This is a genomic window from Cellulomonas sp. IC4_254 (assembly GCF_011603975.1).
Taxonomy (GTDB): Bacteria; Actinomycetota; Actinomycetes; order Actinomycetales; family Cellulomonadaceae; genus Cellulomonas.
On sequence record NZ_JAANNB010000369.1, the window covers coordinates 1 to 1,385 of the forward strand.

1 protein-coding gene is annotated in these 1,385 nt (G+C 77.7%); it reads left to right on the forward strand.

From position 1 onward, the window contains the following. Positions 1-259 precede the first annotated feature (259 nt). The coding region (locus G6556_RS18840) for a beta-N-acetylglucosaminidase domain-containing protein (RefSeq protein WP_205693772.1) at positions 260-1,385 on the forward strand (1,126 nt) is incomplete at its 3' end.

Here is a 1,385-nt window from a genome sequence, read left to right on the forward strand (position 1 = left end):
GGGGGTGGGGTGGCAGGTCCCGGGGCTGGGTGCCCGCCGGTGCGTTGGACAGGGGCGCGCCCGTGGTCTGGCGTGGCCGGCTCATCGTGCTCCTCGTGCGTCGTCGCGCGGGTGGTCGCACCGATCGTACGCTGCAATCGATCCCATATCGAGGGGCGGTGGCGGGTCGGCGAGCACCGGCGGCGACGTCTAGATGTTCGGCCGCGCGCAGATGTGCGGCGATTGACAACCCGACGTCCGCGCTGGTGGGCTGGTCCGCATGCCGCGTCGACGCCGACCGCACGAGCCCGCACGCCCTTCCGCCGACGCGGGACCCGCCGGCGCGGCCGGCCGGCTGTCCGCCGGGGTCGTCGAGGGGTTCTACGGACCGCCCTGGCGGCACGACGAGCGGCTCGCGCTGCTCGACGCCGCGCCCGCGCTCGGCCTCGATACGTACCTCTACGCGCCGAAGGACGACCCGTGGCACCGCGAGCGGTGGCGCGAGCCGTACCCCGCCGCGGAGCTGGACCGGCTCGGCGAGCTCGCCGCCCGCGCGGCCGGCGCGAGGGTGCGGTTCGTGTGGTCGGTCGCCCCCGGCCTGTCGATGCGGTACTCCGACGACGCCGAGCACGCGGCGCTGGCCGCCAAGGCCGAGCAGGTCCGCGCCGCCGGCGTCCAGGACGTGTGGCTGCTGTTCGACGACGTGCCGTACGACCTGCCGCACCCCGAGGACGTCGCCGCGTACGGCACCGGTCAGGCGGGCAGCGGCCGCGCGCACGGCGAGACGGCCGCACGATTCCGCGAGGCGTTCCTGCTCCCGCGCGGCCTGACCGGGCCGATGACGGTGTGCCCCACCGACTACGCCGGCTGCGGCCGCTCCGCGTACCGTGACGCCCTCGCCGCCACCCTGCCCGCCGACGCCCGAGTGCTGTGGACCGGCCGGGACATCGTCGTCGGCACGATCACCCGGGACGACGTGCTCGAGGCGGCCGCCGCGTTCGGCCGGCGCATCGTGCTGTGGGACAACTTCCCGGTCAACGACTTCGACCGCACCCGGCTGTTCCTGGGGCCGCTCACCGGCCGGCCGGGCGACGTCGACGGGCTGCCGCTCGACGGGGTCGTCGCCAACGCCATGATCGAGGCGCTGCCGTCCCGGCTGCCGCTGGCGACCGTCGGCGCCTGGGCCCGGGACCCCTCCGGGTACGACCCGGCACGCGCGGCGGCGGGCGCGCTCGCCGCCGTCGCGGGGTCGCACGCGGGGGTCGTCGGGCCGCTGGTGCGGGCGTGCGGGGCGTGGCCGCCCGAGGCGCCGCGCGACCCCGGGCTGGCCCGGGCGCTCGACGCGGCGCTCGCCGGGGACCCAGCGGCGCTGGCGGACGTCGAGGGGCGGATGCGGGCGCTCGCGG